Source organism: Nostoc sp. JL31 (assembly GCF_017114965.1).
GTDB classification, from domain to species: domain Bacteria; phylum Cyanobacteriota; class Cyanobacteriia; order Cyanobacteriales; family Nostocaceae; genus Nostoc; species Nostoc punctiforme_A.
Genome location: NZ_JABXKO010000088.1, coordinates 13,716 through 38,982 on the forward strand (window position 1 = coordinate 13,716; position 25,267 = coordinate 38,982).

Below are 25,267 nucleotides of genomic sequence, written 5' to 3' on the forward strand. Positions count from 1 at the left end.
AATTTGAAATTTATGGGTGAACTCATTGTTAACTTTTCTTCCTTTGCGCTCTTTGCGTCCTTTGCGGTTCGTTCTTTTATCCCTCAAAATTAATGGGACAGACCACTACCCTTAATTCAGAAAAATCGTCTATGTGGTTTCACTAATGCCAATCTACCAACTCATCTGCTAGAGATTTTAAAGGTTTACTGTTATATAAGCAATGCTTGCTAGAGTCTGGAGTGCATCAATTGTGGGCATCGATGCCGTCAAAGTAGGCGTGGAAGTCGATGTGTCAGGGGGATTACCGGGAATTGTTGTCTTGGGACTGCCAGATTCAGCGATTCAAGAATCAAGAGAAAGAGTCAAAGCAACTCTGAAAAATACTGGCTTTGCTTTTCCGATGCGTAAAATAGTCATTAATTTAACTCCGGCAGATTTACGCAAAGAAGGCCCCTGTTTCGATTTGCCTATTAGTGTGGGAATTTTGGCGGCTTCTGAGCAAGTTAGCGCTGATTTGTTGGGAGATTATCTATTTTTGGGCGAAGTCTCTTTGGATGGCAGTTTGCGTCCCGTGGCTGGTGTATTACCGATCGCAGCAGCAGCCCAAAAGATGGGAATTGCAGGTTTAGTTCTTCCTGCTGATAATGCCCAAGAAGCGGCAGTGGTTGAAGATTTGGCTGTTTACGGCTGCAAGCATTTGTCTGAGGTGGTGGATTTTTTAAATAATCCGGGGCGTTACAAACCTGTGCAGATAGATAGTACAACACAGACAGCAACAGTATCCTACCCTGGCACAGATTTGCATGATGTGAAAGGACAAGCTCATGGGCGTCGTGCTTTAGAAATTGCTGCGGCTGGTGGGCATAATCTTATTTTTGTCGGGCCGCCTGGTAGTGGGAAGACCATGCTAGCAAGGCGCTTACCAGGAATTTTACCACCGTTGAGCTTTGCCGAATCTTTGGAAGTGACTCGCATTCATTCGGTAGCTGGTTTATTGAAAAATCGTGGTTCATTGGTACGCGATCGCCCTTTTCGCAGTCCCCACCACTCGGCATCCGGGCCTTCTCTTGTGGGCGGTGGTAGCTTTCCTCGTCCTGGAGAAATCTCATTATCTCACAGAGGTGTGCTGTTCCTTGATGAATTAACTGAGTTCAAACGAGATGTGTTGGAATTTCTGCGTCAACCTCTAGAAGATGGCTATGTGACAATTTCCCGCACCAAATTATCGGTAATGTTTCCCGCGCAGTTTACTTTGGTGGCTAGTACGAATCCTTGTCCTTGTGGTTACTATGGCGATACCATCCAACAATGTACTTGTTCTCCCCGCCAACGCGAGCAATATTGGGCAAAACTTTCTGGGCCGTTAATGGATCGAATTGATTTACAAGTTGCAGTGAATCGTTTGAAACCAGAAGAAATTACCCAACAACCGACGGGAGAAACATCAATATCAGTACGCGAACGAGTCCAACAAGCAAGCGATCGCGCAATTACCCGTTTCCAAGGAGAAGTAAATCTGCGTTGCAATGCCCATTTGCAAAGTCGTCATCTCCAAAAATGGTGCAAGTTAGACGATCCTAGCCGCAATTTATTAGAAGCAGCAATTAGAAAATTAGGCTTATCGGCAAGAGCAAGCGATCGCATTCTCAAAGTAGCACGGACTATTGCAGATTTAGCAGGAGAAGATGAGCTAAAAACCAATCATGTAGCGGAGGCGATTCAGTATCGCACGATAGATAGAATGCAATAAAAGGGAAAAGGGAACGCTAAGACGTAGGAGAAATTAACTGACCAATACGCTTGAGAATTTGACCTGCGCCGCACGACATCCACAGAGGCTTTTTCCGCTTCCGTAATTTCAGACAATCCCTCATACCACTCTGAGAAAAATTGCTCGTCTTCAACACGGACAAAACCAAATCGATTTTCTGCATCCTCAAGAGTGGTAATCGCTATGGTCTGTGTCATTGCTTCGATCAACATCAGCGCATCTTTATTATCGCCAATTGGCAGGTAGGCGTATCCCGTCTTAAACATCGCATTGTCATGTGACTATAAAATTCTAAATTCCTCCCCAAGAACGCTTCACAAATACCCTTGGGAGGATGCCACAACTCACGAAATCAGTATCCAATATATCAGGGACTAAGCAACATCCCCTACAAGGAGACTGATTGGATGAATTTGCAAGAAATTTGGAAGTTATTACAAGAGACGTTCAAAGAGTGGAGTGACGATAAAGCCTCACGGTTAGCGGCGGCGTTAGCTTATTACACGATTTTTTCCATTGCACCATTGCTAATTATTGTAATTGCGATCGCAGGAGCAGTATTTGGAGAGGAAGCGGCAAGGGGTCAAATTGTCGGACAAATTCAAGGTTTAGTCGGGGTAGATGGCGCAAAGTTTCTCGAAACAGCTATCAAAAATGCTAACCAACCAAAAACAGGAGCGATCGCTTCGATCATTAGTGTTGTAGTTCTCCTATTAGGTGCTACAGGCTTATTTACTGAGTTGCAAGATGCCATGAACACGATTTGGGAAGTTAAACCCAAACCTGGACGTGGCATAAATAATATGATTCGCCTCCGCGTTTTGTCTTTTGCAATGGTGATCGGAATTGGCTTTTTACTTTTAGTTTCTCTAGTAATTAGTACGATATTAGCAACATTAGTAACGTACTTTAGTAACTTGTTGCCAGGTTTCGATTTCATCTGGCAGATTGCCAATTTAATCATCTCTTTTGCGATCACGACAGTGCTGTTCGGACTAATTTTTAAAGTTCTACCAGATGTCAAAATTGCATGGAGTGATGTTTTAGTTGGAGCGGGTCTCACCTCAGTTTTGTTCTCTATTGGGAGATTTTTATTAGGACAATATTTAGGTAATGGCAGTTTTGGATCGACCTATGGTGCTGCTGGTTCACTAGTGGTAATTTTAGCTTGGGTTAATTATGCCGCACAGATTCTTTTCTTCGGTGCAGAATTTACTCAAGTTTATTCTCGAAGGCATGGAAGCGGTATAGTTCCAACTAAAAATGCTGTACATATATCTGATGACACAAACTATAATGGCAAACCTCCAAGAGAACAAGCATCGGCTAATAAAAAGCCATCTTCTCGCTTTATCAATCGCTTCTTTCAGTATTTTAGAAAGCCCAAACGCTTAAAGCAGAAAAGAAAAAACCAGCGATTTTAATCATTGATTACTGGAGATTTATATTTGTAAATCTGATAGATATTGAAGTATCTAATATCCAGTCCAGTTAATTATTTTTTCTTGCCACAGTTTATGAGTAGAGTATTCAGCAATTCTGAATTCTTTTTATACTGGATTTTTTCTAGAAGTCCATTGAACAAGCCAGAAGTCCATTGAACAAGGAAGAATATCAGTGCTAATGGAAAAATGGTTTTTTATCAATTGGCAAGCAATTTTTATTCCTAGCATCAGCATCTTTGAGTTGATTATCCGCGGGTCGCTGGTTTATTTAGCGCTGTTCTCAGTGCTACGCCTACTTCCTAGCCGACAACTAGGAACACTAGGAATTACTGATTTACTCGTAGTTGTGCTATTTGCGGAAGCTGCTCAAAATGCTATGGCAAGTAATTACACATCAATTACTGAAGGCGCTATCCTGGTAGGAACAGTGATTTTTTGGAGTTACTTGCTGAACTGGTTGGGTTACAAACTTCCCCAGTTCCAACGTTTCCTGAATCCGCCACCGTTGCTACTGGTAAAAAACGGTCGGATGATTGAGCGCCATCTGCAACGAGAGTTAATTACAGATGATGAGTTGATGAGCAAGTTACGTCAGCAAGGTGTAGAATTTTTAGCTGATGTGAAGTTCGCGTATATAGAGGCTGACGGCAGGATTAGTATTATCATGTCGGATTCAAAAACTAGTATCGTCCCTGAGCAAAAAGTAGCGTTAAAAAGCGATCTACATTAATTAAACTGTAAAATATGACGGTTGTATTCTGTGCTGAACTGTGATTGAGCGTTATACTTTACCCGAAATGGCTAATCTGTGGAGTGAAGCCTATAAACTAAAAACTTGGTTGCAAGTCGAAATTGCTGTTTGTGAGGCTCAAGCTGAACTTGGTTACATTCCATCTGAGGCGGTTGACGAAATTAAAGCCAAGGCAGATTTTGATCCAAAACGGGTGCTGGAAATTGAGGCTGTAGTCCGCCACGATGTCATTGCTTTCTTGACAAATGTCAATGAATATGTTGGTGATGCCGGACGCTACATTCACCTGGGTTTAACTAGTTCGGATGTTTTGGATACAGCTTTGGCACTGCAATTAGTTGCCAGTTTAGATATATTGTTGCAACGTCTGGAAGATTTAATTCAGGTAATTCGCCAAAAAGCACGGGAACATCGTCATACAGTGATGGCTGGCCGATCGCACGGTATTCACGCTGAACCGATTACTTTTGGTTTTAAACTAGCTGGTTGGTTAGCAGAAGTGTTGCGACACCAAGAACGCCTAAGAATACTCCGCAAAACGATCGCTGTGGGTAAGATTTCTGGTGCAGTGGGAACATACGCGAATATTGAACCGCGTGTAGAAGCGATCGCTTGCCAAAAACTCGGACTCGAACCTGATACGGCCTCAACTCAAGTTATTTCCCGTGATCGCCACGCCGACTACGTGCAACAATTAGCTTTGGTAGCAGCAACCATCGATCGCTTTGCTGTAGAAATTCGCAACCTGCAAAAAACAGACGTTTTGGAAGTTGAAGAATTTTTCGCCAAAGGTCAAAAAGGCTCCTCAGCCATGCCACACAAGCGCAACCCCATCCGTTCGGAACGACTGACGGGAATGGCACGACTCGTCAGAAGTCATGCTGGTGCAGCTTTAGAAAACGTTGCTTTATGGCATGAGCGAGACATTTCTCACAGTTCTGTAGAACGGGTAATTTTGCCAGATGCTTGTACTTTGACGCATTTTATGTTGTCAGAAATAACCGATTTGGTCAAAAACCTGTTGGTCTATCCTGAGAACATGAAACGCAATCTCAACTGTTACGGCGGCGTTGTGTTCAGCCAAAAAGTGTTACTGGCTTTAATAGACAAGGGAAGCAGCCGAGAAGAGGCTTATGCGATCGTTCAAGAAAGCGCTCACGCCGCTTGGAATCAGCCAGAAGGAAACTTCCAAGACTTAATTAGCAAAGACCCGCGTGTTACCCAAAAATTGTCTTTAGCAGAACTAGAGGTTTGTTTCGACCCCCAGCAACATCTGCGGCATTTAGAAGAAGTTTACCAACGATTAGGTATTTAGGATTAATTTGCTTGTAGTAAGCGTTTAAGCGCTTACTACAAACCAGTTACCCAACAAGTACGCAGATATCACAAAAAAGATATACAGCGAATTTGAAGTTAGTGAGGTACTGAAGTTATACCATTTTGGATTTTAGATTTTGGATTGTGAAACATCCATTGGATAAGTGTTTCAGTTTTCCATCTGTCGCAATCATTTTTCAAGTATTTGAAGCACACCCGTCATCGGGGCGCAAGGACTTGTGCGCCTACTGCGTGGTCTATTTACCTAAAAATAGCTGTAAGTCTCAAAGGCAGGTATAAAGCCTGTTTTACTTCTGTGAGCGCATCGGAGCGTAGCCCATTCTGACTCCTGAATTCTGAATTATGCTGTATTAAGATACCAACAACATTTAAGATTGCAATCTGTTTAATGCTGGAATTATTGATAGCACTGGGTAGTATATAGAACAAATACTTACTTATTTATTAGTGTTAACAGTGCTTTGATGATTGAAATCCTAGCCACACTTTCTGCCTCTGCGGCAGCAGGAATGAGAATAGGCATACCTTTGCTAATTATTGGATTATTGCAGGGTAGCAACTTGTGGTCACAAGTTCCTATTTTATCTCACATTTCTCCACCAATATTATTAGGCTGCCTCACTAGTTTGTCATTAATTGAATTATTAGTCTCAAAAAAGCTATGGGGGCAAAGATTGCTCCAACTGATTCAGTTACTTATGTCTCCCTTCGTGGGCGCAATTATGGGGTTAGGAGTAGCTACCGCAACAGCAACCCCAAACTGGCTGATTGCCATAATTGGAGGTTTATTAGCTTTGGTACTCCAGCTTGTCCAAATTGGTTGGTTCTATCGGTTACGTGGCTTACCGTTGTGGGCAGTTTTTCTTCAAGATACCTTGTGCATTGCTCTAGTACTATTTGCCTTTGATGCTCCTTGGCAAGGAGGAGTAATTGCTTTAATAATGCTCTGGTTCGCAGTTCGTAGTGCGAAGCAGTGGTATGACTGGTATCGGCAGAAAAGTTAGGAGTTAAAAGTGAGAAGTTAGGAATGAAGATAGAAGTTAAGAGTGAAAAGTTAGCGAGAAAAATTTAAAACTCCTAACTCCTAACTCCTAACTCTTTTCATTTACTGCAAAAGCCCAATCATGTGCAAAAAGCCGTGACCGGTAATCAGCTCTACGATTAAGGCAATAAAACCCAGCATCGCAATCCGACCATTCCATACTTCAGCACTAGTTGTCAGACCCCACTCCCAACGCTCTTGAGGGTACATCTTGACCATCTTTTTCATTTGGGCAGCTTGCGAAAGCTTGAAACTGGGGTTTCTCAGTGCATCAATCACTAATTCAGCTAGTGCATTAATAAATACTGGATGGGTATTGGGAGCCGGTACGCGGCGGAAGTTGTGAATTCCTGATTCTTCAGCTACTTCTCGATACTCAATATCAATTTCTTGTAGTGTCTCGATATGCTCTGAGACAAAACTGATTGGCACGACAACCAAATCTTTCACGCCTTGTGCGCCTAGTTCTTTGAGGGCATCTTCAGTATATGGTTGGAGCCATTCTACTGGGCCGACACGACTTTGGTAAGCTAAAGTGTGGGCATTAGGCCGATTGAGAGTCTGCATAATTAACGCAGTACATTCTTCAATTTCCGCTTGGTAAGGGTCGCCTGCTTCTTCAACGTAGCTTTTCGGAACGCCATGAGCGCTGAAGAAGATATGAACCTCATCGGGGTTAGGGAATTGCTCAAGTTCCTGGGCTATGAGTTGCGCCATTGCTTGAAGATAGCCTGGTTGTTTATACCAAGAAGGAATGACGGTGTAATCAATCGGTTGAAGTTTTGGATCTTCTTGCCAAAGCTTGTCTAAAAGCCGGAAACTGGAACCACTGGTACTGATAGAAAACTGGGGATATAGTGGTAATATTACCAGGTGTTCTACCTTATCTTGGGTAATTTGTGCGATCGCTTCTTCTGTATAGGGATGCCAATAACGCATTCCCACGTAAATATTAACTTCTTGCCCCAAAAAACCTAACTGTTCTTTTAAAGCTTCCCCTTGGGCTTCTGTGATCCGCCGCAATGGAGAACCACCACCAATTTGCTTATAATTTTCTTGAGATGTTCTGGTTCGCCGCGTGGCAATAAACCAGGCTAGGGGCTTTTGCAACCAGCGAAATGGTAGGCGAATAATTTCCGGATCGGAAAATAGATTGTACAAAAACGGTCCAACATCTTCTAGCTTATCAGGGCCACCGAGATTGAGTAATAAGACGCCTACACGACCCATAGCAGTTACTTTCCCCCAATCTTTTCAGGTTTTTTACTAATGTTAACAATATATCTTTATTAAATATAAAGCTTAATAGCAAGGAAATATGCAATGGCAACAATTTTAAGAGATTGGAGTTACCGTTATCAGTGGTTATATGATGGTATCTCTCGTTTAGCAGCCTTAAGTGTAGGTGGTGAAGCGCGTTTTCGGCAACTTGCTTTGCAAGGCTTAACAATTCACTCAGATTCTCAGGTTTTAGATTTATGTTGTGGTAGTGGTCAAACAACGGAGTTTTTAGTAAAAACTTCACAAAATGTAACAGGTTTGGATGCTTCACCAAAGTCTTTGCAACGGGCGCGGCTAAATGTACCGCAAGCTTCATACATAGAAGCTTTTGCTGAAGAGATGCCATTTGCAGATAATTTGTTTGATGTGGTGCATACCAGCGTTGCATTACACGAGATGCAGCCTCAGCAATTACGAAAAATTATTAATGAAGTTTATCGGGTGCTGAAGCCAGGAGGAGTGTTTACGCTAGTGGATTTTCACGCTCCGACAAATCCGATATTTTGGCCTGGGATATCGGTGTTTTTGTTGTTGTTTGAGACAGAAACAGCTTGGGAATTACTGAAAACTGATTTAGCTGAGTTGTTAGCTAAGACTGGCTTTGAAGTGATTAAGTCTACTTTATATGCAGGTGGAAGTTTGCAAGTGATACAGGCGAATAAGTGAACAATACTACTTTATTAATGGCAGCTAATAGGTTGTTTGAAAAGTATTTAGCTGTGATTTTAGGTACTTGTTGATCCCCCCTAACCCCCCTTAAAAAGGGGGGAACTGGAATCAAAGTCCCCCTTTTTAAGGGGGATTTAGGGGGATCTAAAACGTTTTGCCACTAAGAAAAGGACTTTTCAAACATCCTTTAATTCTTAATAGGGATTATCATGAATTGCAATTTTGTCATCATTATGATTCTTTTCCACCCATTACTAGATTTCAATCCCTAATAGGGATTTTGATTAATTGCAATATTGGGAGCTATGGCAGGTAATAGAGGCTATTGAGTTTCAATCCCTAATAGGGATTTTGATTAATTGCAATATTTACAACTTAGGTTTTGTCAAGAGTATGTCAAAGTTTCAATCCCTAATAGGGATTTTGATTAATTGCAATAGCGGGAGCCTGAAAGCCAAGCTATATTTAGTTTTCAAGGTGCGGTTGCGCGATTGTAGAGCAATCATAGCATTAGAGAATTTCTTTGGGAAGAGTGTTGGGAAAGGTTGAAGGCTGAAACTCAATTATTGTAAGCATTTCAGAGATTGCGCGGACGAATTTGGACAATTAGTGGGGTGAAACGCTTGCTGGTGTTGAGATAGAAGCACTTTTTTTAGGTTGTGAAATTTGTACACCTACCCCTCCGCGCTATTTGACCATACAGTAACCTAAATATAAGGGAACTTAGTAATTCAACGTAGAGATGATGAAAGAAATAACGCGCCGCAAATTTATTGCAACAGCTACAGTGGCGACAGGTTTTGCCCTCGCAGTACAACCCATTTCTGCCGGAGTCATCACTACTGATGCCAAGGGGTTAGTAGCTGGTGCAGTGAAAATTCCCGTCAAAGATGGCGAAATTCCTGCCTATAGAGCAGCACCAGCAACTGGTGAAAACTTCCCAATTGTTCTGGTAATCCAGGAAATCTTTGGTGTACACGAGCATATCCAGGATATCACTCGTCGATTTGCTCGGTTGGGATATTTAGCGATCGCACCCGAATTATTTGTGCGTCAAGGCGATGTCTCGAAGTTAAGCAATATAGACGAAATTCGTCCAATTGTCGCCAAAGTACCAGATGCCCAGGTTTTATCCGATCTTGATGCGACGGTAGAGTGGGCAAAGAAGTCAGCTAAGGGTAATGGCGAGAAGTTGGGAATTACAGGCTTCTGTTGGGGCGGTCGTATTACCTGGTTATATGCTGCACATAATCCCCAGGTGAAGGCAGGTGTGGCTTGGTATGGGAAACTTGTGGGCGATGCTACCAAACTTCAGCCCCAGTATCCCGTCGATATTGCATCAAAACTGACAGTCCCTATTCTCGGACTTTATGGTGGGAAAGATACTGGTATTACTCTTGATACAGTAAAGCAGATGCGCGATCGCTTAAAGTCCAGCAGTAGCAAATCTGAAATTATCGTCTATCCCAATGCACCCCACGCATTTTTTGCCGATTATCGCCCCTCCTACCGCGAGAAAGAAGCTCAGGATGGTTGGAAACGCCTCTTGGCATGGTTTAAGCAAAATGGTGTTTAAAAAATTAGCTACTCATGAACTGTGACGCTGAAAAAAGTCCCAAATTGTTTCACTGGCGTTTAGTCCCAGCTTGGCATTGAATTTGTTTAGGCTCTCGTCAGTTGAAGAACCACCAGGCCAGAAATGTCCACCGTTTACTACCGCTAGCTGCCAGACTTCGGAGTTGCCACTACAACCTGTGTAGATAGCGGTTTTCACTTTATCTTCAGAAAAATTCAAAGATGCATTCGATAAGGTACATCGATCGTGCGATCGCCAAAACTCTACCATGTCTGAGATCGAAACTAGCGCTCCTCGTTGAGTGTGGTCATCACCTTCAAAAAGTACGTCGCGATCGTTTGTACCGTTGATCGTTAGCATCGATATGGGAGTTTCAGGCTGGCAACTAGGTTTAAGTCTGGCTGGGAGGGAACCAGCTACTGATGCAAAACCAGCAATTTTATTAGGTAACTTACAAGCCAGTGCTTGGGTAAGTATGCCACCTCTAGAAAAACCGGTGGCATAAACTTTATGACTATCAATATTAAGTTGCTGCTGAAGATGATTAATCAAAGTACTAATAAACAAAACATCATCTACCTTTCCTTGAGCGTTACCTCTAAGACTCCATTTTTGGTCAATTCCATCTGGGTAAACAACAATAAATCCTTTTTGCTCTGCTAATTCATTGAAGCGGGTCACATTACTGATAGACCGACCATTACCATCATCTCCATGAAACACTAAAACTAACGGCATCGAGCGGTCTAGATTATAAGATTTTGGAGTGTAAAAATAGTAAGTACGTAATTTACCTTGATCGTATAGTTCTCCATAATTATCACCAATCAAGATTTTGTCTTTAGTTATACTTTTTTCATCAGCCTGAATTGAATCACAGGCTGTTACTAAACTAATTCCTAGTAGAAATATCAAAAGTTTTTTAAAAAACTGAGAATTTTGATATATATTCATGTTGATTAAATTGACTTATGTCAGCTACTTGTATTTACTTCTAAGTCTTATTCAGTAACCAAATTTTAACTAATAGAGGCTAACAACTTTAGTTGTTAGCCTCTATTTAGATATTAAACTCTGACATTTACATAACGAGCAGGAACTCTAACTTTAACCCACCTGTTACCGCGTCGTACTGTTTCCCAATGTGCAGGAATTAACTTTCGTTGATATCGGACGACAACAGGTCTACGCACAATAGCAGCTCTATGAACATTGGGTCTAACAATAATTTCTGCTGCTGATGCTTGTGACGGCAAGGAGGAAATTGCAAATGGGAGAGCAAGTAATGTACCTAATAAAATACGTTTCATCTTCAAATCTCCATTCCATTATTTTTTTGAGTTTTATACAGTATTTATCAATATTTTGTGAACAGATATTCTTACCTATTAACTTTATAGGAAGCTTTGTTTGTTGCACGAGTTAATTGATTTGCTGTATTGTTCTGAGTTTAAGATACTAAATCAGAAAACACAGTGGAATAAAGTCATAATTTCAGTATGACTTTATTCACATTTGGAACTTTGGAAAAAAAAGGAGTTTAGAAACTCCTCTAGTGTTAGTATTATTTATTACTTAACTAGTTAGTTTTACTGAATTTTATATACGATCATAGCAATCAATACCGCAAGACCTAGCGCTCTGCGAAAATAATTAACGCCTTGAAATATCTCCATCCATGCCCAAGTAAACAAGGAGCCATTTGCCAGAAAGTCTAACACTGTATTGATTTTACCACTTGTAAAAACTAGGGTTAGTAAACTAGCTACTATCCAAAGAATCAGTGGTGGGTTTGGCATTTGAGCCAAAACAATTTTGCCATTGCTGTCACGGAAGGTTTTATCAACTAACGTATTTTCCATTGTTTGAGATTGCTACTTAGGTAATAGTTATTAACTTGCAAAAATTACTGAGTGATGTATTGATAAGAGGCTGAGGTTTGATTGCAAGTTATTTTATAACATTAAAACATTAAAGCAATTCTATTTTCACCCATCTAATTGCTGAGATTATAGCAACAAAGAATATTCATATATGACTATATTGAAAGGCATACTTGTACCAATTCAATTAATGATTGCAACACATCTTTAGGTCAAGATGTGATGAATCGCGTCTCTACAAATGGTCTATTTGTTGTATTCTTTTTTCTGGTATTGCACAAAATTCACCAATACATATTTGTTCCTTTTCTTTCTTCTATATCAGATGCTACGCGTAGCTTGCTTCTGCGTAAAAGTATGCGTCCTGAACATAGAAAAGCCTCCCATTCCGGGAGGCTAAAAAGTTAGCGGAGACAACTTGTTAAACTACGGTGCAACTACACCAATTGCTCCTCCTAATGCAGAGAAAATGGCGGAGACGAATGCTGTGGCAAATAGCCACCACGCTGCTGTAGCTGCGGCTTTGCGGGTTTCTTCTGCTTGCCGCTGTGCTTGATGCTTAACCTGTTCTAGACGGCGTTGGGCTTCATGCTGTATGCGTTCTGCACGTTGCAATACTGTGTTGCGTGCCCGTTCAATTTGGTCGATGATCCCGTTGGCATCTTCTTCGGAGATGTCCTCACGAGAACTCATAATGGCCACTAGGGTATCACGGTCAAAGGAGGACAAGCGATCGCGCAGGGCATCAAATCCCGCCTGGGGATCGTCAAAAACTGTGCGAATATCGCGCTTAATACTATCATAGTTAAGTTCTGGGCGATCCAAGGAGTTGAGATAGTTACGAATGCGGCCAAAAACCCCATCAATTGCATCTTGAATGCCCCGTTGGATGTTCCGCACTTGTTCGACAAATTGATCCCTTACGGACACCATATTATCGGCAATCCGCGCTGCTTCTTCATCAGAAATATCTTCCCGAATTTTCAGTAGAGCGATGATGGTATCACGGTCAAACTGAGAAAGGCGATCGCCAAAACTTTCCACCCCAACTCGCGGATCGTGCAACAATAATTGCAAGTCGCGTTTGATACCTTCGGGATTGAGTTCTTCTTTGCCAGTTTGGCGGAGATACTCTTCTAGATAAGCTTTGAATGTTTCTGCTCTTTGTTGTGTACGGCTAGCTAGGCGACGAGGCGCACGCACAAAGTTACGAATCGAATTCTGGGTGGAATCAATGATTTCATTGACTTGTTCTTCACTCAAGTCTTGGCGTTGACTGAGCAATTTCACCAGTGTATCCCGGTCTAACTGCGACAAGCGACGACGCAGTGCGACGGCTCCCTCTTTGGGATTTTCAAACAATTTGGTCAAATCTCGCTGAATACCTTCTGGATTCAGTTCTTGTTTACCAGTATTCCGTAGATAATCTGCGATCGTGGTGCTAACAGAGTCGTATTGCTCTTTAGCTTTATCTACTACAGCTTGGGGTGTGTGGCGAATATTATGCCATGACTCTTCAGTAGTATTGATGATTTGATTAACTTGATCTTCACTCAAATCTTGTCGCTGACTCAACAATTGCACTAAGGTATCGCGGTCAAAGCGAGACAAACGCGCCCGAATTGAGCTAATCCCAGCTTGAGGATCTTCCAGTAGCTTTTTGAAGTCGGCGCGGATGGCATCAGGATTCAGTTCTGATTTTCCGGTGTTACGCAGATATGATTCTACATTCAGCCACAGGGTTTCTGCTTGATATTGTGCCTGTTCTGCTAGTCCTTTGGATTCTACCAAGACGCGATCGCGTTGTTTTTCCAACTCATCGACAATGCTATCTACTTCATATAACTGGACATCATTACGTTGTAGCAATATCTGCCGAATTTCTTGGCGGTCAAGGTGCGCCAGTCGCAATGTCAGGGTTTCATAATCTGCCTCTGAGTCTTCCAACAGTGGTTTAAAATTCTGCTCAATGCCTTCGGCTGTCAAATCTGCCTTGGGAGTAACGAGTAGATAACTTTCTACTGCGCGTTGCAAGTCTTGGACGATATCTCTTTCTTCAATAGCTCTGACTGTTACTAGCACTTCTTGGCGGACAGTTTCTAGCTGATTGGCAATGCGCTGAATTTGACCTTGAGTAAGCAATCCTCGTTGTTGCAAAATTTTGACGAAATCATTGCGAGATAGTCGTTCTAGTTCCCTACGGACGATTCCAGGGTCAGCGGCTGGATCGTAGATGACATCATGAAATTCCTGGGCAATTCTTTCTGGACTCAGTTGCCAAGCATAAGTATTGTACAGGTAGTTTTCGATATCAGCCCGAATTGGGCTATAGGGTTGTGATGGTGTTGGCAAGCCTAGCTTATCTGCTTGTTCGGTGACTTTATCTTTAGCGCTAGTGAGACTACCCAAGATTTTTTCCACATCCAAGTCAGACAAATCTGTGCGTCCCAACACAATGCCGGTTAAGGCAGATAATCCTTGTTGGAGTGTACTTTGAATTGGCCCGGTAGCTGCCTTTTGGTCAGATTCTTTGGAACTACCCTTTTCTGCTAATAACCGATCTAGCTTGGCGTTGAGTTCGTCTGTCTTGCTTTGTCCTGGCGGAAGTGATTTCAGGTAATCCATCAACTCACCCAAACGGTCTTCGGTTGGCGGTTGTTGACTTACCACTTGCTGCCAAACTTTATACAAGGTATCAGCAATACGGCTAACGTCTTTTTTGGAAAGATCGGTGCGGCTGCTGACTAACTCGATAAACTTTTGGCGGTCGATGTTGCGGATATCTGGAGTTCCAGCGATCGCTTTTAATTGTGGATCGTTGAGTAAATTTTCAAAATCACTCCGAATCTTTGACACATCGAGTTCTGGAGGACGGAGCTTTTCTAAGTAATCTTCAATGTTTTCCCGGATACTCACGGGGTCAATGGCGCTTCCTAGTTCTCGACGGACAGCGGCGGCGGCGGCTTCGGCTGTGGCTACCACTTGGTTATTCACTGCTTTCGCACCTAGTGCGGCGGTAGCAGTCCCCATAATCGCTTGAAACCCAGATGTTGCCGTATTGACAACTGAGCCAATTAAGGAGCCTACGGTAGTGGAACTTACCCAAACTAGGAGCAAAAAGTAAGCACCCCAAATCACCAAACCGAGAATCGCTCCCAATCCTCGGTCTGAGATCACAAGGCTCAATTTTACTGCTAGATAAGAAGCGATTAATAAGGCGACCGTCACAGTGAATAATGTCCAAATCCCAACTGCTGTGCCGATTTTGCGAATACTGCCGCCCAAATTTCCGGCTTCCCCATTATCTGAATCCGAATCAGATGAGTGCCCCAGGTAGGAAATACCGGCTGCAAGGGAGAGATTAGTTAGAACTAATTGGAAAGCAAAGGCTAGAATCACACCGGAGATTAAAGCCACAAAAAAGCGCGGCCCAGAAATGAGAGCCGAGGCCTGTACTGGCGTGACATTTGAGGGTTCTCCTGGAACCTGTGCTAACCATAATAGTGGTTTATAGAGTCCCACTATGATTTCCGTACTTTGGAACATTGGATTTCCTTCTACCTACTAAGTTTAAATTTGGGGGAATTAAGAATTTCTTGAGAAGCAACTCTTAGTATTTATGTTTGTACCTATGGCAATACCTAACTCTTTAGATCAGAATCGTAGAATTTAGCTGCTTAAAGCATCTCTCCAAGGGCTGAAAATTGTATCCAGCGGAAGATATAACTTTTAGTTTCTCTCAGTATTAATAATTGATAAAATTAGCAACCATTATTTATTATGTAACGCTAATTTTTAATTTTAATTGCTTACTTTATAGCGAGTGATTCTATTTAAATACTAGTTGGCTTGCAGATAATAGTTTAAATTTATTTAAATATCTATTTTTTATCACCGTCTCTAGGTGGATTTATTTTAACAATACCTTTCCGATGTCGTCCATAAGAAGTGCTTGTGGTTTGTGCCTACAGGCAGAAAGCATTCTAGTTATTAATAGCTACATTAAAGTTAACAAACGAATCGTTGAGGTCAAAAAATGGCAACTTGGTTTTCCAGACATTTGCCAATAATTTGAACAGAATAAAATGGTTGCGATCGCAATCATTTTATGTTTGCCCAAACTCCTCAAGCCGAGATATGGAACCGTCGTTTGGCAATAATTGGCTTTATTGCGTATTTACTTTGGGGCTTAGTTGACTATAGCGTTCTGCATGACATTTTGCGCTTGATTGGTTAGGAAAGCATTTAAAGAATCAAAAACTAACTTGATTTGGAAGGAAAAAACAATGGAAACTCGTTCACCTAATGATTTACCACCTATTCCTAAAGCTTACAATGGCCGCGATCGCAATGAATTTCTGTTTGGTTTTACTCCCCAAGCCGAAATTTGGAATGGTCGCTTGGCAGCCATTGGATTTCTTGCCTATTTACTTTGGGATTTAGCTGGTTATAGCGTCCTACGCGATCTATTGCACTTAATTGGCTACTAGAAACTAAACACCTAAAAAGCTACTAAATTTTGGAGAAAAAAATGGCAACTCAAGAAACTCGTCCTTCTACCGATTTACCAGTTGTGGCACCCGAATACAACGGCGTAGACCGTAACGCATTTTTATTTGGTTGGACTCCTCAAGCCGAAATTTGGAATGGTCGTTTGGCGGCTATTGGATTCCTTGCTTATTTACTTTGGGATTTAGCTGGTTATAGCGTCCTGCGTGATGTGTTGCACCTAATTGGCTACTAGTAAGTAGGTTGTCTGCCACAAGCATTATCACAGTTTAAGATAGTTCGTAGCAAGTACTTAAGTACTTGCTACAACCTTATCAAAAAATTGAACAACTTGCCCTTTTACTGATTTACCAACTATTGCACCAGAATACAACTGCGTCAGTTTTCCATACTTCCTTCCCGAAGTTTAATTGGTTATATGGTAGTGAAAAAAGCCACCTAAAACTAGGTGGCTTATCTATAATAAAAATTACTTAAATTTCAAACAGCGATTATTCTTCAATACAACTGGGAATACCCAAAACAGCACAGGGAAAATTAAAACCTAAAGCCTCAATCATCGGATGATTGACAGAGTTGCAACCTAGAAATAAAATATCAGCAGCTTCTGATTCAACAACTTTGTTCAGTTCTATAGCAATAGAGCCAAACCGCAGGTGAGATTTGAAGGAACCTTGCCATTCTTCAGCCAGACTTCGGGCTTGCCAAAGAATTATATCTGCTTGTTGTAGGGGAGCGATCGCTGTCTGTAATTTGGGTTGAGTTAATACCTGTGTGACAGACTTTGATACCTGACTAACTTCACATTCCAACGAAGGCTGTTGTTGGGGAAAAGTCAAGATATTTGGATACTGAATACTTTGATTATCTTCTATTACATAAACGGCTTGAACTGTAACTTCTGCATTAGTGGCTAAACGCGTTTGATGGGCAATCCAAAAGGCAATATCTAATGCTGTATGACTGTTAGGAGATGCGTCATAAGCAACAATTAGATTAACTCCTTTTGCTGTTTGAGGTTTTTTAGAAAAAGGTTTTTTTGGTTCTGGCAACAGTACCATTTGTTCAATTAAGTCATCCCGACCTGTGGCACTTTGCAGACGTGCTAACATTGGCTTGATTTGCACAGCTTTACTTCTCCTAATGAAATGAATTAGCAATGAGAAGCAGGGCGACCAATTTTAGATTTTGGACTTCGGCTACGCTCAGTCGAAGGATTTTGGATTTTAGATTGAGTGACGATAACCAAAATTTCAAATCTTAAATCAGTCAAGGAAACCCCAATAATAACTGTATTACAGCCAAAGTCTTGGGGGTTCCTTCCATTGCCTACGGAGTTAGCTGACGGGCTAAGACTGGAAGGTGTCTCTCTCTGAGCAGTACTGAGTGCTGAGTGCTGAGTTAATATTAATAATTCCTAACTCTTAACTCCTCACTTTCTATGAGATACGCCCCACAATATGGTTCCTCCGTTCCAAATCCAGCTTTCATGAATTTGAATTAGGCTACCCACTAAAAAAAATGATAATCTAATTTACTCGTCTTGGGCAAAATATCGATCCAGGAAATTCAGGGCGTGGTTGCGGAGTTCAAAATACTCTTTTGAGTTTCGCATGGCGGCGCGATCGCGCGGACGCTCAAAAGGAACTTCTAAAATTTCTCCGATACTAGCAGCCGGGCCATTGGTCATCAAGACGATGCGATCGGACATATAAATTGCTTCGTCTACATCGTGGGTAATCATCATCACTGCTTGACGATTATTTTCCCAAATATCTAATACCTGCTGCTCTAATTTGCCACGAGTTAGTGCATCTAGCGCCCCAAAAGGTTCATCCATTAGCAACATTTTGGGGCGAATTGCTAAGGCTCTGGCAATACCTACTCGTTGTTTCATACCTCCAGAAATTTCATCGGGATATTTGTCAGCCGCCGCCGTCAAGTTTACCATTGCCAAGTGTTGATTTACAATGCTGATTTTTTCAGAGCGATTAGCATTTTTTAACACTTCATCTACGGCTAAACGGATATTTTCTCGTACTGTTAACCAAGGTAACAGCGAATAGTTCTGAAATACCATCATCCTTTCGGCTCCCGGCTGACGAATTTCTTTCCCATCTAGCCTGACTGAGCCGGAAGTTGCTTTTTCTAAACCAGCGACTATCTTTATTAGAGTTGATTTCCCACAACCTGAGTGACCAATTACAGAAATATATTCATCTTCACTAATCGTTAGATTAACTCCATCTAAAACGACAAAGTTATCTTTATCAGGTGTCGGATAAGACTTGACTAAATTTTCAATTTCTAAAAATCCAGCGCGGGGCATAACTTTGGTCTGGGTATTAATAGGTAATGAGGTATATTCCATCATCAAAGGCTCCGGAAATAATTTAGTCAATCAATATTTGAACTTGGGATTTAAGACATGAAAAAACGAGTGGGAGCGTTAGCCCTGATAGCAAAACTATTCAAATAACCCACCGGATCGCTGGGGTCGAAGCCTTTCTTATCTATAAATACCTCTGGTGGTTCGACCTTGTAATCATCCTTGGGACATTGGATGCCCATTTCCGATGCTATCTCGCGATATAAATCTGTTCTCCAGCCTTGTCCGGCTAGTTTCTCGGCATTTTTGGGGAATTCCTTGATTTGTCCCCACCGCGCTGCTTGTGTCATTAACCAGATACTTCTGGATCTCCATAAGAATGTGGAGTGTTCTCCTGGCTGTTTGGGAAGGTTGTCAGGAATATCGAAGAAAATCGTGGTGTCGGCGGCTTTGATGGTGCGGTCTTTGCCGTCAAAGCCGCCATAGTTGTAGTTGCCGAGAATTGCCGGACTTGTAAACTTCGCAATTGGGGCATTTTTATTTTTAGGTCTAGCACCTGTAAAGGAACGATCTGTTATCAGTTCGGCTACTTCTTGGCGGTTTTCTGCTTTGCTGCAATACTGACAGGCTTCAATCATCGCCTTGACTAGAGAACGATAGGTTTTGGGATATTGGTCTATGAAAGATTCCATCACCCCCAAAAGCCGATCTGGGTGTCCCAACCAGACTTCTTTACCTTGTGCAAAGGTAAAGCCGATGTTTTCGTTACCTGTTATTGCTCGCGTATTCCAGGGTTCTGCAACCATGTAAGCTTGCATGGCACCAATCCGCACGTTTGTCACCATTTGGGGGGGCGGAACGATGATCACGCGAAACTCTTTAAGCGGATCGACACCTGCGGCGGCGGATAAGTAACGGATAAAGTATTCGTAAATGGAGGAACTTAATACTACTGCCCAAACTCTGTTTTCTGGCGGTTGCTTGTCAAAGTAGCCTCGGAAATCGCGCCCAAAGGCTTCTAAAGCGCCATCGCCATATTTTTCTTGATACTCGTACCACGGACGTAGCCCAAAATCCCACATGGCTTTGTTCATCGTCATGGCGTTACCGTGGCGGTGAATTGTCATGGCTGCACATAAGGGGGCGTGGCGTGCGCCTTCAGCACCAATTCTGGCATTAGTAACTGCACCAGATACCACGGGTGAAGCATCCAGGCGACCAAAAATTACACCGTCGCGGGAGGTGGCCCAACTAGCTTCGCGGTTAAGTGTAACGTTCAAACCATACTTGCGGAAGAAGCCTTTTTTCCAGGCGATCGCAAATGGCGCACAATCATTAACGGGAACGTAACCAACTGTAAGATCGGCTTTTTCTAGGTCGCCGCTTTTAACTACTGGTTGCACAGCTAAAGCTTCTTCGGTCAATCCTTTGGCTGACCTATCTCCTGAAATGCCACAGGAAGACAGCGCCATTCCCGCCGTTGTTGCTCCTATTCCCTTGATAATATCTCGTCGAGTCCAGTTAATATCACCCATTCTTGTAGCTCCATTGGTGATTAATTGCTCACGCTTCAGGCGCAGAGTCTCGTTAAATCTTGCTGTTTTGATAGCATGCGAATTTTGTTAGTTGGAAGTTTTAGGGCGATGGGTTACTAATTCTTCGATTTTGCCCACGGCATAATCCAGAATTAACCCAGTTACACCAATTACCAACACAGCTAAAAAGACTGAACTCAGGTTTAAGCGACTCCATTCATCCCAGACAAAGAAGCCGATACCAATACCACCTGTGAGCATTTCCACGGCGACGATTACCAGCCAAGCTATGCCTAAACTAATTCGTAAACCTGTAAAAATATACGGCAAACTTGCAGGCCAAATGATTTTTGTAATCCGTCGCCAACGTGGCATTTCTAGGACTCGTGCCACATCTAAATAATCTTTGGGAACGCTAGAAACTCCTAAAGCGGTATTAATAATTGTTGGCCATAAGGAGGTAATAAAAATGACAAAAATAGCTGAAGGATCTGCTAAGTTGAAAATTGCTAAGGCGATGGGTAGCCAAGCTAGGGGCGATACAGGTTTAAAAATTTGAATGATCGGATTAAGCGCTAGCATTGCCGGTCTGGACATGCCAATTAGAAACCCCAGAGGAATCGCTACTACCGCACCCAACAAAAAGCCTATTAATACCCGGCGCAGACTTGCGATCAATAGCCAACCAATTCCTAAGTTGCCTGGGCCTCGCTGGTAGAAGGGATTTAAGATGTAGTCTAGATTCGCGATTAGCGCTTCTGGTGGGGTGGGCATCAATTCATGGTTGGCAAGCGCAACAATCCACCACAACACAATTATTCCCAAGAAACCCAATATAGGTAGAAAGAAAACATCCTTGACAATTACAGGTTTTGTTTTTTTCCAAGCAGCTTGTCCAGCGATCGCCGCGATCGCAGCCAAATTTAGTTGAAATATCATTTACGACCTCAACAGATTTAAGTGCAGGTACAAAAAATCCGAGCAGTACCAGCCTTGGACACCGATGAGATCGGAACATTATAAATAATGCCGTCTCTTCAGTCTCCTCCCAATGCCTACGAAGTTAGCTGACGGGCTAGGGCTGAGAGATGCCCTTCTGAAAGAAAGATAATGAGTTATGAGTTATGAGTTATGAGTTACTAAATTTTATTTAATTCCTAACTCTTTACTCTCAACTCCTCACTTTCTTTGAGATACGCCCCACAATTTGGTTCCTCCGTTCCAACATCACGCACTGCGATCTGTTGAATTAGGCTGACTTACTCTAATTAAATATGAAGCTATGTAGATTATAACATTGATATACATAATATAACATCCCTGCTTCAGTGAAAGTATCTGTTTTCCGGTCTATATTGTTACTTTTGTTACTCACGTCAACTAGCTACCCTGACTTTTCGGTAATCCAGAAAATTTATAATTTTGGTTATCTTGTGAATTAAATTCTTGCACAGCTAGCTAAATACTTTCACCAGGTCAACCATCAAGGCTGTTAACGGCTAGATTTTAAGTTTGCTAAAATTAAGATATATATTATACCCTTTGAATTTTGTATACTGCCATTAATCTAGCTAAGGAAAGAATCTATAGAATCTCTTTCTTTTGATAGGTGAAATATATTACTAATTTTGGTAAAACACAGCTCTAGTCGCTAAACTATTGGGATATGGAAGTTTACTCATCTATCTCCTAGCTGAATTTAACATAATGGATTTTAGTCAACTACTGGCTGAAAAAACGGATAATATCCTTGAAAAATGGATTTTAGCAGTTCGCAAGGATAGACGGATTGAAAGTGCTGATGACCTATCTTATACAGCGGTAAAAGATCATATTCCTGATGTTTTGAAAGCTATGGTGACAGTTCTTTCAAAGTCTCAAGAGAATGATATTCAGTCAATGGTTATTGCCAGTTTTCAGCATGGAGCGATTCGAGCCGAACAAGGCTTTGATCCAGCAGAAATTGCCAGAGAATATCATCTGCTGCGAACAGTAATATTTGATGCTCTACAAGCAGATTTATTGAGTGGAACACCTGTAGAGATAATTCGTTCCATGCGTTTGATTGACGCTATTATAGACGAAGCGATCGCTCGATGTTTTAAGAGTTATGTTGAGGAACGCTTGCGGGAATTACAGCAGTTGCAAGCATCACTAACGCTCCACAATGAAGAACTCATGCGGCTAATTAGCGCTAATCAAGAGTATCTTTCCCAATTAGCCCACGAATTAAAACATCCTCTAACTTCTATTATTGGTTATTCGGATCTGTTTTTACGCCAACAACGACGAAAGACTGAGATCAAAGACAAATCTACCAATTTAGAACATATTGAGCGGGTACTACGCAATGGTAGACAATTACTCCATCTAATCAATGATGTATTAGAACTTTCGCGCTATGAGGCAGGGCAGATAAAACTCCAATTAGCACCTACCGATGTGCGTGAATTAATCGATAATGTGTGTGAAATGTTGGAACCTTTAGCTGCGGGAAAAAATTTACAAATTGTAGTCGATTGCGATCGCATCCCGGAAAAATTGATTACAGATGCCTTTCAATTGCAACAGATTCTTACAAATCTTATTAGTAATGCGATTCGTTATACAGAGTCGGGGACTATTATTATTATGTGTCAGGTGTTGGAGAAGCAGAGATGGGCGATCGCAGTTTCTGACACTGGAGTTGGCATTGCTCCCGAAAACCAAGCCCAGATATTTGAACCCTACTTTCGCGTGAGTTCTAGCGATCGTCCCTATCTTCCTGATAGTACAGGATTGGGGTTAGCGATCGTCTCGCGCTTAGTAAAACTATTGCAAGGTGAAATTAACCTAGCCTCGCAGCTAGGCGTTGGTTCTACTTTCACCGCAATTTTTCCTTTAGAAGTGGAATTTTAAAAGGGCGACTGGAAGTCGCGGCTACACAAGCAAAGTCCACCTCCGTGGACTAATACAAAACCAAGGATTTTAAACCCACGGAGGTGGGTTTTGTCTGTATAGCCGCGATTTCAGTCGCCGGGGCTTTTCTTAGGGATGGTGTCTACCATCGCCATTTCTATCTTTCGATTTCATCTATTTCTTTGGGAACCCCCGCAGTTAATACCTCATGTCCCCCAGATGTAACTAACACATCATCCTCAATCCGAATGCCAATCCCAACCCATCGAGGATCGGTCTGTGGCTGGTCTTCTGCTAGTTTGGTATCTGGGACAATATATAGTCCTGGTTCCACTGTCAAAATTTGACCTGGTTGTAAAATCTGTGGTTTGTCTTCACCATGCTGATAAACACCGACATCATGGACATCTAAACCTAACCAATGGCTGGTGCGGTGCATATAATATGGTTTATATTTCTCTTCTTCAATTAACTTATCAATTTCACCTTTGAGAATGCCAAGTTCGACTAAACCTTCTGTGAGAACGCGCACTGCTGTATCGTGAACTAACTTGAAAGGATTACCTGGTTGGATTTGAGCGATCGCTTGTTTTTGTGCCTCCAAAACAATCTCATACAACGTCTTTTGTTCTGGCGTAAACTTACCTCCCACAGGAAATGTCCGCGTAATATCGGAGTTGTAATAACCGTAAGCACAACCGGCATCAATTAGCAGTAATTCTCCATCCTGCATTTGACGATTATTTTCAATGTAGTGGAGTACACAAGCATTTACACCAGAAGCCACAATCGAAGGATAAGCAGGCCCTAACCCACCCCGCACTCGAAAGATCCGTTCCATCTCCGCCTGGATCTCGTACTCATAACGTCCCGGTGCGGCGATTTCTTGGGCATAATTGTGTGCTTCGGTGGCGATCGCAGCTGCTTGACGCATCAATTCCACCTCAGCTTCGCATTTGATCAATCTCATACTGTTGAGGACAGGGCCAGTATCTTCTATAGCGATCGGCCCTGTACCGCGCTTCGGATAAGTCCGCAATAAACTTTGATAATGTTTGAGGATTTGATCGTTAAAATTGCGATCGCGTCCTAAATGATAATAAATCCGGCTGGCTTTTTCTAAATACTGCGGCAACTTTTCATCTAACTCGCTAATCGGGTACGCTTCATCAGCACCATAAATTTCTTTGGCTGCATCTACCCCACAAAGATAACCAGTCCATACTTCCTTTTCGCGATCCTTGGGTTGGACAAACAGCACAAATCGATGTTCTGAATGATGGGGCGCTAACACTGCTACTGCCTGTGGTTCATTAAAACCAGTCAAGTAGAAAAAATCACTGTCTTGGCGATAAACATACTCGACATCGTTGTGCATCACTGCCATTGGCGCACTGCGAAAAATGGCTGTTCCATCACCAATTTTTGCCATTAATTGCTCGCGACGCTGCCGATATTCTGCTTGCATAGTTGATGTACTTTTAAAAGCATTGTATTATTTTACACTTTTAGCAACTAACAGATGTACAGATAATGCCTCTTAATAGTTGCTAATCTAAGTTATTCTAACCAATATTTGTTTCCACTCAAGTTATACAGCAGAATGCAGAATTCAGGAGTAAAAGATACTTTATACCTGGGTAACACAATTAGCTTGTATACCTCACCAACTTGAAATCTTGTGGTTATCAAATGATTTAGGATATTCCTGAAGTTAAATCAGTTTTAAACATTTATTTTATACAAATTTTGGTATTTCATAAATCTAACAACACACAGTAAAAAATATGTCTACTCAACCCATAATAAAAAAAGCGATCGCTTACGTAACCAATAAAGATGAATTAATGGTGTTTACACATACTGATTTTCCTGACGCTGGCGTGCAAGTACCTGCTGGTACAGTTGAACAAAGTGAGGAGCCATCTGAAGCTGTACTGCGAGAGGTTTATGAAGAATCTGGTGTTAAGGGAGTTTGTATTATTGAGTTATTGGGTATTTATCAATACAATATGACTCCCTATCGCAATGAAATTCAAGAATGTTATGTTTATCATCTCGAATTAACTCAGTCTACACCATCTACTTGGCGGCATTGGGAAATACATCCAAGTACGAGCAAAAACCCTATAGCCTTTGATTTTTATTGGGTTAAATTGGATAGCTCAAATGTAGCTCTAGCTGGTGGTCAAGGTCATTTTTTATCTAAGCTTGTTCGCAAAATAAAAAATAGTGGATTTTCAACCAATACTTGAGAA

The 25,267-nt window shown here is 41.9% G+C and carries 22 protein-coding genes, 1 pseudogene and 2 riboswitches; of the genes and pseudogenes, 12 read left to right on the top strand and 11 right to left on the bottom strand.

Annotated features, from left to right (window positions below; genetic code table 11):
- Nucleotides 1-202: 202 nt before the first annotated feature.
- Nucleotides 203-1,732 carry a YifB family Mg chelatase-like AAA ATPase gene (locus HWQ43_RS20135; protein ID WP_292737339.1) on the top strand — a complete coding sequence of 510 codons (1,530 nt, stop codon included), beginning with the start codon at nt 203-205 and terminating at the stop codon, nt 1,730-1,732.
- On the opposite strand, the gene HWQ43_RS33855 is transcribed toward HWQ43_RS20135, so the two are convergent.
- Nucleotides 1,702-2,019 carry a hypothetical protein gene (locus HWQ43_RS33855; protein ID WP_366932868.1) on the bottom strand — a complete coding sequence of 106 codons (318 nt, stop codon included), beginning with the start codon at nt 2,017-2,019 and terminating at the stop codon, nt 1,702-1,704. The two genes, HWQ43_RS20135 and HWQ43_RS33855, sit on opposite strands and share 31 nt — an antisense overlap.
- A 141-nt stretch (nt 2,020-2,160) precedes the next feature.
- On the opposite strand from HWQ43_RS33855, the gene HWQ43_RS20145 reads away from it, so the two are divergent.
- From HWQ43_RS20145 to HWQ43_RS20160, 4 genes are all read left to right on the top strand, one after another.
- Complete coding sequence (locus HWQ43_RS20145) at nt 2,161-3,177, top strand: YihY/virulence factor BrkB family protein (protein ID WP_292737341.1); 1,017 nt, start codon at nt 2,161-2,163, stop codon at nt 3,175-3,177.
- A gap of 199 nt (nt 3,178-3,376) precedes the next feature.
- Nucleotides 3,377-3,928 (top strand): DUF421 domain-containing protein, encoded by a 552-nt coding sequence (locus HWQ43_RS20150; protein ID WP_292737422.1) that lies wholly within the window; start codon nt 3,377-3,379, stop codon nt 3,926-3,928.
- Nucleotides 3,929-3,968: 40 nt separating this feature from the next.
- On the top strand, nt 3,969-5,264 hold the full coding sequence (gene purB, locus HWQ43_RS20155) for an adenylosuccinate lyase (RefSeq protein ID WP_292737344.1): 1,296 nt from the start codon (nt 3,969-3,971) through the stop codon (nt 5,262-5,264).
- A gap of 487 nt (nt 5,265-5,751) precedes the next feature.
- Nucleotides 5,752-6,291 (top strand): DUF4126 domain-containing protein, encoded by a 540-nt coding sequence (locus HWQ43_RS20160; protein ID WP_292737346.1) that lies wholly within the window; start codon nt 5,752-5,754, stop codon nt 6,289-6,291.
- A 101-nt stretch (nt 6,292-6,392) separates the two neighbouring features.
- Here HWQ43_RS20160 and hemH read toward each other — a convergent pair whose 3' ends face one another.
- Nucleotides 6,393-7,559 carry a ferrochelatase gene (gene hemH, locus HWQ43_RS20165; protein ID WP_292737348.1) on the bottom strand — a complete coding sequence of 389 codons (1,167 nt, stop codon included), beginning with the start codon at nt 7,557-7,559 and terminating at the stop codon, nt 6,393-6,395.
- Nucleotides 7,560-7,652: 93 nt separating this feature from the next.
- Between hemH and HWQ43_RS20170 the strand changes: the two genes are divergently transcribed.
- Together HWQ43_RS20170 and HWQ43_RS20175 are read left to right on the top strand one after the other, a co-directional pair.
- The gene (locus HWQ43_RS20170; protein WP_292737350.1) at nt 7,653-8,276 is read left to right on the top strand and encodes a class I SAM-dependent methyltransferase; all 624 of its coding nucleotides are present in this window, start codon (nt 7,653-7,655) and stop codon (nt 8,274-8,276) included.
- Between the two features lie 748 nt (nt 8,277-9,024).
- Nucleotides 9,025-9,855: a dienelactone hydrolase family protein gene (locus HWQ43_RS20175; protein WP_292737424.1), complete on the top strand. Its 831-nt coding sequence runs from the start codon at nt 9,025-9,027 to the stop codon at nt 9,853-9,855.
- Between the two features lie 12 nt (nt 9,856-9,867).
- On the opposite strand, the gene HWQ43_RS20180 is transcribed toward HWQ43_RS20175, so the two are convergent.
- The 4 genes from HWQ43_RS20180 to HWQ43_RS20195 form a co-directional block, all read right to left on the bottom strand.
- Nucleotides 9,868-10,809 (bottom strand): PHB depolymerase family esterase, encoded by a 942-nt coding sequence (locus HWQ43_RS20180; RefSeq protein ID WP_292737352.1) that lies wholly within the window; start codon nt 10,807-10,809, stop codon nt 9,868-9,870.
- 113 nt (nt 10,810-10,922) lie between these two features.
- Nucleotides 10,923-11,165: a hypothetical protein gene (locus HWQ43_RS20185; protein ID WP_292737354.1), complete on the bottom strand. Its 243-nt coding sequence runs from the start codon at nt 11,163-11,165 to the stop codon at nt 10,923-10,925.
- Between the two features lie 279 nt (nt 11,166-11,444).
- Nucleotides 11,445-11,717 carry a hypothetical protein gene (locus HWQ43_RS20190; RefSeq protein WP_292737356.1) on the bottom strand — a complete coding sequence of 91 codons (273 nt, stop codon included), beginning with the start codon at nt 11,715-11,717 and terminating at the stop codon, nt 11,445-11,447.
- A gap of 447 nt (nt 11,718-12,164) precedes the next feature.
- On the bottom strand, nt 12,165-15,284 hold the full coding sequence (locus tag HWQ43_RS20195) for an MFS transporter (RefSeq protein WP_292737358.1): 3,120 nt from the start codon (nt 15,282-15,284) through the stop codon (nt 12,165-12,167).
- Between the two features lie 490 nt (nt 15,285-15,774).
- Here HWQ43_RS20195 and HWQ43_RS20200 point away from each other — a divergent pair.
- The 3 genes and pseudogenes from HWQ43_RS20200 (at nt 15,775) to HWQ43_RS20210 (ending at nt 16,482) form a co-directional block, all read left to right on the top strand.
- Nucleotides 15,775-15,975 (top strand): annotated as a pseudogene (locus HWQ43_RS20200) (high light inducible protein).
- A 49-nt stretch (nt 15,976-16,024) separates the two neighbouring features.
- Complete coding sequence (locus HWQ43_RS20205; RefSeq protein WP_292737360.1) at nt 16,025-16,228, top strand: high light inducible protein; 204 nt, start codon at nt 16,025-16,027, stop codon at nt 16,226-16,228.
- Nucleotides 16,229-16,269: 41 nt separating this feature from the next.
- On the top strand, nt 16,270-16,482 hold the full coding sequence (locus HWQ43_RS20210; RefSeq protein WP_292737362.1) for a high light inducible protein: 213 nt from the start codon (nt 16,270-16,272) through the stop codon (nt 16,480-16,482).
- 256 nt (nt 16,483-16,738) lie between these two features.
- On the opposite strand, the gene HWQ43_RS20215 is transcribed toward HWQ43_RS20210, so the two are convergent.
- The 4 genes from HWQ43_RS20215 to ntrB all read right to left on the bottom strand — a co-directional run bounded on the left by HWQ43_RS20215 (nt 16,739) and on the right by ntrB (nt 21,050).
- A complete protein-coding gene (locus tag HWQ43_RS20215) occupies nt 16,739-17,359 on the bottom strand; it encodes a universal stress protein (protein WP_292737426.1) in 621 nt (206 codons plus the stop codon).
- Between the two features lie 202 nt (nt 17,360-17,561).
- Nucleotides 17,562-17,764, bottom strand: a riboswitch (cyclic di-AMP (ydaO/yuaA leader).
- 17 nt (nt 17,765-17,781) lie between these two features.
- Nucleotides 17,782-18,618 (bottom strand): nitrate ABC transporter ATP-binding protein, encoded by an 837-nt coding sequence (locus tag HWQ43_RS20220; protein WP_292737428.1) that lies wholly within the window; start codon nt 18,616-18,618, stop codon nt 17,782-17,784.
- A gap of 50 nt (nt 18,619-18,668) precedes the next feature.
- Nucleotides 18,669-20,111, bottom strand: a complete 1,443-nt coding sequence (locus HWQ43_RS20225) for an ABC transporter substrate-binding protein (protein WP_292737364.1) — start codon at nt 20,109-20,111, stop codon at nt 18,669-18,671.
- An 87-nt stretch (nt 20,112-20,198) separates the two neighbouring features.
- A complete protein-coding gene (gene ntrB / locus HWQ43_RS20230) occupies nt 20,199-21,050 on the bottom strand; it encodes a nitrate ABC transporter permease (RefSeq protein WP_292737366.1) in 852 nt (283 codons plus the stop codon).
- Between the two features lie 98 nt (nt 21,051-21,148).
- A riboswitch (cyclic di-AMP (ydaO/yuaA leader) is annotated at nt 21,149-21,377 on the bottom strand.
- Nucleotides 21,378-21,818: 441 nt separating this feature from the next.
- Here ntrB and HWQ43_RS20235 point away from each other — a divergent pair.
- Nucleotides 21,819-23,009, top strand: a complete 1,191-nt coding sequence (locus HWQ43_RS20235; protein ID WP_292737369.1) for a HAMP domain-containing sensor histidine kinase — start codon at nt 21,819-21,821, stop codon at nt 23,007-23,009.
- Between the two features lie 157 nt (nt 23,010-23,166).
- Here the strand turns inward: HWQ43_RS20235 and HWQ43_RS20240 are convergent, their stop codons facing one another.
- Entirely contained in the window at nt 23,167-24,477 is a 1,311-nt protein-coding gene (locus tag HWQ43_RS20240) for an aminopeptidase P N-terminal domain-containing protein (protein ID WP_292737371.1), read from the bottom strand.
- Between the two features lie 319 nt (nt 24,478-24,796).
- Between HWQ43_RS20240 and HWQ43_RS20245 the strand changes: the two genes are divergently transcribed.
- Nucleotides 24,797-25,264, top strand: coding sequence for an NUDIX domain-containing protein (locus HWQ43_RS20245; RefSeq protein WP_292737373.1), 468 nt, complete (start codon nt 24,797-24,799; stop codon nt 25,262-25,264).
- Nucleotides 25,265-25,267: the final 3 nt, after the last annotated feature.

Bases quoted from the DNA above. Each gene is read 5' to 3' on its own strand.
- HWQ43_RS20135 (WP_292737339.1), top strand. From the start codon at position 203: ATGCTTGCTAGAGTCTGGAGTGCATCAATTGTGGGCATCGATGCCGTC.
- HWQ43_RS33855 (WP_366932868.1), bottom strand. From the start codon at position 2,019: ATGTTTAAGACGGGATACGCCTACCTGCCAATTGGCGATAATAAAGAT.
- HWQ43_RS20145 (WP_292737341.1), top strand. From the start codon at position 2,161: ATGAATTTGCAAGAAATTTGGAAGTTATTACAAGAGACGTTCAAAGAG.
- HWQ43_RS20150 (WP_292737422.1), top strand. From the start codon at position 3,377: ATGGAAAAATGGTTTTTTATCAATTGGCAAGCAATTTTTATTCCTAGC.
- HWQ43_RS20160 (WP_292737346.1), top strand. From the start codon at position 5,752: ATGATTGAAATCCTAGCCACACTTTCTGCCTCTGCGGCAGCAGGAATG.
- hemH (WP_292737348.1), bottom strand. From the start codon at position 7,559: ATGGGTCGTGTAGGCGTCTTATTACTCAATCTCGGTGGCCCTGATAAG.
- HWQ43_RS20170 (WP_292737350.1), top strand. From the start codon at position 7,653: ATGGCAACAATTTTAAGAGATTGGAGTTACCGTTATCAGTGGTTATAT.
- HWQ43_RS20175 (WP_292737424.1), top strand. From the start codon at position 9,025: ATGAAAGAAATAACGCGCCGCAAATTTATTGCAACAGCTACAGTGGCG.
- HWQ43_RS20180 (WP_292737352.1), bottom strand. From the start codon at position 10,809: ATGAATATATATCAAAATTCTCAGTTTTTTAAAAAACTTTTGATATTT.
- HWQ43_RS20185 (WP_292737354.1), bottom strand. From the start codon at position 11,165: ATGAAACGTATTTTATTAGGTACATTACTTGCTCTCCCATTTGCAATT.
- HWQ43_RS20190 (WP_292737356.1), bottom strand. From the start codon at position 11,717: ATGGAAAATACGTTAGTTGATAAAACCTTCCGTGACAGCAATGGCAAA.
- HWQ43_RS20195 (WP_292737358.1), bottom strand. From the start codon at position 15,284: ATGTTCCAAAGTACGGAAATCATAGTGGGACTCTATAAACCACTATTA.
- HWQ43_RS20205 (WP_292737360.1), top strand. From the start codon at position 16,025: ATGGAAACTCGTTCACCTAATGATTTACCACCTATTCCTAAAGCTTAC.
- HWQ43_RS20210 (WP_292737362.1), top strand. From the start codon at position 16,270: ATGGCAACTCAAGAAACTCGTCCTTCTACCGATTTACCAGTTGTGGCA.
- HWQ43_RS20215 (WP_292737426.1), bottom strand. From the start codon at position 17,359: ATGTTAGCACGTCTGCAAAGTGCCACAGGTCGGGATGACTTAATTGAA.
- HWQ43_RS20220 (WP_292737428.1), bottom strand. From the start codon at position 18,618: ATGGAATATACCTCATTACCTATTAATACCCAGACCAAAGTTATGCCC.
- HWQ43_RS20225 (WP_292737364.1), bottom strand. From the start codon at position 20,111: ATGGGTGATATTAACTGGACTCGACGAGATATTATCAAGGGAATAGGA.
- ntrB (WP_292737366.1), bottom strand. From the start codon at position 21,050: ATGATATTTCAACTAAATTTGGCTGCGATCGCGGCGATCGCTGGACAA.
- HWQ43_RS20235 (WP_292737369.1), top strand. From the start codon at position 21,819: ATGGATTTTAGTCAACTACTGGCTGAAAAAACGGATAATATCCTTGAA.
- HWQ43_RS20240 (WP_292737371.1), bottom strand. From the start codon at position 24,477: ATGCAAGCAGAATATCGGCAGCGTCGCGAGCAATTAATGGCAAAAATT.
- HWQ43_RS20245 (WP_292737373.1), top strand. From the start codon at position 24,797: ATGTCTACTCAACCCATAATAAAAAAAGCGATCGCTTACGTAACCAAT.